Below are 4,587 nucleotides of genomic sequence, written 5' to 3' on the forward strand. Positions count from 1 at the left end.
TACCTCCTCGATAATCTCACCGGCCGTATTATATTTCTTCTTTATATATCCAACAAGCAGCTGTTTGATACTTACTTTGTTCTTGATACCGTGGATGACGCAGATATGCTCCATGATAGAGTCGAACTCAAATACGATGGCCAGCCCAAGACCGCACATGGCCGAAACGGTATAGCTGCATATACCAACCGGCTGCAGGATCGCAAGTCCAAGCATAAAACCGAGTACCAGGTACGAATTGTACTCGATAAACTTGCACATCGTACGCCGCCCCGCCCTGCTAAAACGGAAATCTTCACCTCGCTTCACCACGCTGTCAATGATACCAAGCACGAAGTCTGCGACGATCATCACGATGATAAATACCAGCATCCAGCGAAGTTCAAATACAACACCCTTGATCTCTCCGATGAAGGAGTAAGCCCCGGCAACTGCCAGTTGCGGGGCTATGGTGTGCAGCAGCTTCTCCATTACTCTTTCTTAACTTTACTACCGAACAACTTGGCCAGCCATTCGCTTGTTACAACGGATACAATTCCGGTCGATGCTAATGCGACAAACAATGCGTCAATCACCACTACCCAGATACTTGCATCTACAGGCGGGAATCCCAAATCCATCCACCAAGAGAAAAAAGTCACAACTACGCCAACGACTGCTGTCACCCAGCACGTCACCCATCTATTCATCGGATTCTGGAGCTTCGAAGCGATGAAGCCGACCACTGCCGGAACTACTACGGTGGCCAATCCGACAAAACTCTTGAAGCCATCGAGAAAGTCAGCCGTCACTGATTCACTACCTGCGGTTTGAGCCGCGAAAACACTCACTACGCACATCAAAAGTGCGGCACACATGAAAATCAGTCTTTTCATAGCAAACATGCGATTACCTATACATCGCGAGGTTCTAAGTTTTACAATAGAATTATTCTGCTACTCTTACATGTGCAGTAAGATCTGACAAGTCATAAGGCTGTGGTGTCGCTGCATTGTAACACTCATATACTACACCATACTGGACATAGTATTTCCCTTGTTCCAATGCCATATTTTGTTTATATGGAATTGGATCTTCTTTTGTCCCGGAATGAGTTACGTCTACTACTTCATAAAGAGAAGACGTATTATCAGAAGGTGGATATTGCGCCTGTGCTGTATGCTTCTGACGGAACTTGTACAGCGTGTACTCTTCTTCTTCATCAGTCTTATATTTGAACATGTATCCTTCATCGAATTCTTTTCCAACAACGTCTGCAAAAAATTCAGGGTACATATCCTTGAACTCCAAGGCTTTTTCGTTTGAAAGGCCGAACGAGTTAATAGATGCTGTAATAAGCGAAGACTGCTGGGTAATGCTTTCGTTCATACTTGCAATTTGACCCTTAGCAACAAGCTGGGCAGATATAATACGATTTTTCTCCTCTTCTGTAATCTCATCCCATTGATCATTCGACGAATCCAATGGCACAAAAACTTTGAGCGCAATCAATTTGTCTACATCTTCCTTAGCGGAAGCATTCACTAAGAATTTTCCGTAACCTGGGAAAATCCACTTTCCGTCCTGTTCTTTTTTAATTTCCATAATCAAAAAATTAATAATTAGTTATCTAAAACTGTTATTCTCGCATATCCATTTCCGCTATGACCAGTCTCTGTTCCTCCCGACGTGCTTGGGTGACTACTATTACCTGCGGTAGTAGTACCGCTGTCTAACTGTAATCCTGTATATCCGGATGGCCGGTACCCGGCATTTGCGGCTGTGTTGACAAATCCGCTTCCACCACCTGAATAGTTCACATAGCTGGTTGACGAATCTGAATAGCTTGTACCTCCACCATACCAGCCACCGCCACCTGCCCCAGCATCATAGCGGTAGTTGGTAGTAGTTTGATTTGCACCTAATCCGAATGCACCACCTGAACCCGCTGAATTTTGTTTTCCTGGATACTGCCCACGCCCACTTGTTCCACCACCTTGTTGTGAAGAGTTGGACTTACCGGAACTTGTTGATGTATCAGCAACCTCATCATACCTATAAATATTAAACTTGCATGAACTTGGAGAGAATCCTTCATCTTCTGTACTATTTGTTGCTACAAAACATTTCATTTCGTAAGCATTAGATGGGGCTGTACCCTCATTGCTCTTAATAGTAGAAATCCAAGTTCCATCTTGTTTATGAAATTGAATTTGGTAAGCGTATATTCCAGAAGAGGATGGATTATTAACTGAAAATTTATATTTTTTTCCAACACTAACCGATATGTTCTTTTGAAAGTACATACGGCCCTCCCAGGCAGATGAATTTGAGTAGCTGTCAGCACCTCCTGTATATATACTTACCCAATCATTAGTTGTTGTAGCACTTTCAGTATATCTTGCAGAAGCACCTGCGCCACCACCTGCCACTATAAATCTACTCAATAGTGATACAGAACTTCTATTTGTTCTCCCAGAAGAATAAGACATAGAGGATGTAACCAAACACATATCAGTTGCGCCGCCACCTGGCCTTGGATAAGATTCTCCGTAAGTACCTCCACTGTTATACGAAGATCTCCTTACAGAAGAACCTCCACCATTCCAACCACCATTAGCGGTCCCACTTGTACTCGATGTTGAGGAAGATGTACCCTGCCCACCCACGAACACATAGATAGTTGTAGGTTCTGTAAGAGTCAGAACACCCTCGGAATATCCTCCTTTGCTCCCGGTCGCTGTATAACTACCACTCACGTTACCTCCTTGCGCTCCCCAACATTGTAGCTTGTAACGCCCTTTCGGAAGAGTGATTTCCTGTACTGAACCCGTATAAGCAAAATTGAAGACTGTACCAACTGGATAGCTCTTTCCTTTCAGAACAATAGTTTTTTTTGATCTTGCATTTCCGCACACCGCTCTTACACGAATAGTTTTATCTTCAAAACTATCGTTCTCGGATATAAGCTGAAAACTTATAGGATTCGTTCCAGCTTGCCCGGACTGCGGTGTGATGGATAACCAGTCTATGTTCATACAACTTCCTCTATGTACCAGTCTGAATTTGCTGTCAGGTTGTTATTCTTGATTTGATTCAGATCATCATTTGTGAATGTCAGTGTATCGCTTTCCCACGAAATTGCGTATGCCTCTCCAGCTACCTGTTTTGCGGCAAGAGTACCGATAACACTGCCTGTAATGTTCGACTTGAATTTAATCGATACTTCTCTTGCTTCTGCTCCTACGGCTTGCGCTGCCGCTGTTATATTCAATTCTTCTGTTGTTGCCGTACCAGATTGACGTGATAACGTTAGCCAGCTTGTTTCGACATCTCCTTGTACTTCGATGGAATAAGCCACGTTAGATGTGATTGATACAGTCTGTGTGCCTCCCTCTTTGGCGAAATCTTCGAGAGTGTTAGGAGTGATAGTAAACGAAACATCTGCATCCGAAGATGACTGAATGATGTTATGTGTACCTGCACTCTGCCATTCACTACCATCCCAGTACTCAACCAATACAGGAATAGTTTCCGAACTGCTAGTATTATTAGCCGCAAATTGTAGTTTGATTGCCACTGAACCTTCCGCTTGCTCACCAAATCCTGCAGAAAATGTACCTACATTTTCGGATACAGTATATCCAGTGTTGGTCACAAGCGTGATTGATTTGCCCGATGAAGAAACACGAAATTTCTCAGCGTTACTTTTTCCATTTAACGTCACTGTAGTAACATTATATGCTACTTCAGTTTGCGATGTGTTCAATGTCAGATAGGGTGTCATTCCTTGCACTTCAAGCGTCTCGATCGCTTCCGATTGTGAACCAGGTGCTGATATGCTAGCGCGCACCATTTTCTGATATTTATTTCTACCTGTGTGTTTCTCGGTGAGCTTATGCCCAATAGGCGTTTTCCCTGCCGTTCCGCTTTGTTGCGAAATCTCAAACTTACCAATTTTAATACTTCCCATATTTCTATTTTATAAAAGTTTTTCTATTGTTACTTCTTCTAACTTCCAGTCTTTAGTAGATATGATGCTGTTATACTTTACAATACCTACTTCACTATTGAGCCAAACGAGATACTTGTCCGACCACAATATCTTGTTTTGAGAGTTTATCGTGCAAACAAGGCCGCATGTAACACTCATGCCACCTATCCGGTCGGCAAGAATCTGAATGCCTTTTCCGACACGTGCGGAATGTGCATGGATACCGTCACCGATACGATTTGTTATGACCTTCAGACATCCCATTTCATCTGACTATTGTAATGCCCGTATTCACTTCCTCAATCTCAGCACGGATGCCGTCATCAAAGTCCGCATCAGGTATGTGTGCAGTGACACGGCATCTGATTGTACCCGTCCCCAACTTCGATGAGTCAACCAAAGCCACATAATTGTCATCGTCAGCCTTTATCATCTGCTCCTTGGCAATCGTCACCCTACGATTGGTGTAAACATAGAAATCACAAGTGAAATCAATGTCACTCATCCTATATCCGTCCATCTTATCGAGGTGTACGTTAATCTTCAATTCAGTCCCAATGCTGCTCATAATACTATAGTAATGTTATTGTTTTCCAACCTTGCCATGCAGAGGT

At 43.2% G+C, this 4,587-nt stretch carries 7 protein-coding genes; all 7 read right to left on the reverse strand.

The genetic code is table 11. The features are described 5' to 3' along the window. A partial coding sequence (locus tag Q3C19_RS17795) for a hypothetical protein (protein WP_302731142.1) occupies nt 1-471 on the reverse strand: 471 nt, incomplete at its 3' end. Continuing rightward, entirely contained in the window at nt 471-875 is a 405-nt protein-coding gene (locus Q3C19_RS17800) for a hypothetical protein (RefSeq protein ID WP_302731144.1), read from the reverse strand. The genes Q3C19_RS17795 and Q3C19_RS17800, both read right to left, overlap by 1 nt. A 52-nt stretch (nt 876-927) precedes the next feature. Continuing rightward, a complete protein-coding gene (locus Q3C19_RS17805; protein WP_302731146.1) occupies nt 928-1,584 on the reverse strand; it encodes a hypothetical protein in 657 nt (218 codons plus the stop codon). A gap of 17 nt (nt 1,585-1,601) precedes the next feature. Continuing rightward, a complete protein-coding gene (locus Q3C19_RS17810) occupies nt 1,602-3,017 on the reverse strand; it encodes a glycine rich domain-containing protein (protein ID WP_302731148.1) in 1,416 nt (471 codons plus the stop codon). Beyond that, nucleotides 3,014-3,952 carry a hypothetical protein gene (locus tag Q3C19_RS17815; RefSeq protein WP_302731150.1) on the reverse strand — a complete coding sequence of 313 codons (939 nt, stop codon included), beginning with the start codon at nt 3,950-3,952 and terminating at the stop codon, nt 3,014-3,016. The genes Q3C19_RS17810 and Q3C19_RS17815 overlap by 4 nt, the downstream gene beginning before the upstream one ends. A 9-nt stretch (nt 3,953-3,961) precedes the next feature. Beyond that, on the reverse strand, nt 3,962-4,237 hold the full coding sequence (locus tag Q3C19_RS17820; protein ID WP_302731152.1) for a hypothetical protein: 276 nt from the start codon (nt 4,235-4,237) through the stop codon (nt 3,962-3,964). Between the two features lies 1 nt (nt 4,238). Continuing rightward, a complete protein-coding gene (locus tag Q3C19_RS17825) occupies nt 4,239-4,541 on the reverse strand; it encodes a hypothetical protein (RefSeq protein WP_302731154.1) in 303 nt (100 codons plus the stop codon). Nucleotides 4,542-4,587: the final 46 nt, after the last annotated feature.

This window comes from Bacteroides sp. ET489 (assembly GCF_030518095.1).
Lineage (GTDB): Bacteria > Bacteroidota > Bacteroidia > Bacteroidales > Bacteroidaceae > Bacteroides > Bacteroides ndongoniae.

What these genes read in the sequence shown, in the direction of transcription:
- Q3C19_RS17800 (WP_302731144.1), bottom strand. Translation starts at nt 875, where the DNA reads ATGAAAAGACTGATTTTCATGTGTGCCGCACTTTTGATGTGCGTAGTG.
- Q3C19_RS17805 (WP_302731146.1), bottom strand. Translation starts at nt 1,584, where the DNA reads ATGGAAATTAAAAAAGAACAGGACGGAAAGTGGATTTTCCCAGGTTAC.
- Q3C19_RS17810 (WP_302731148.1), bottom strand. Translation starts at nt 3,017, where the DNA reads ATGAACATAGACTGGTTATCCATCACACCGCAGTCCGGGCAAGCTGGA.
- Q3C19_RS17815 (WP_302731150.1), bottom strand. Translation starts at nt 3,952, where the DNA reads ATGGGAAGTATTAAAATTGGTAAGTTTGAGATTTCGCAACAAAGCGGA.
- Q3C19_RS17820 (WP_302731152.1), bottom strand. Translation starts at nt 4,237, where the DNA reads ATGGGATGTCTGAAGGTCATAACAAATCGTATCGGTGACGGTATCCAT.
- Q3C19_RS17825 (WP_302731154.1), bottom strand. Translation starts at nt 4,541, where the DNA reads ATGAGCAGCATTGGGACTGAATTGAAGATTAACGTACACCTCGATAAG.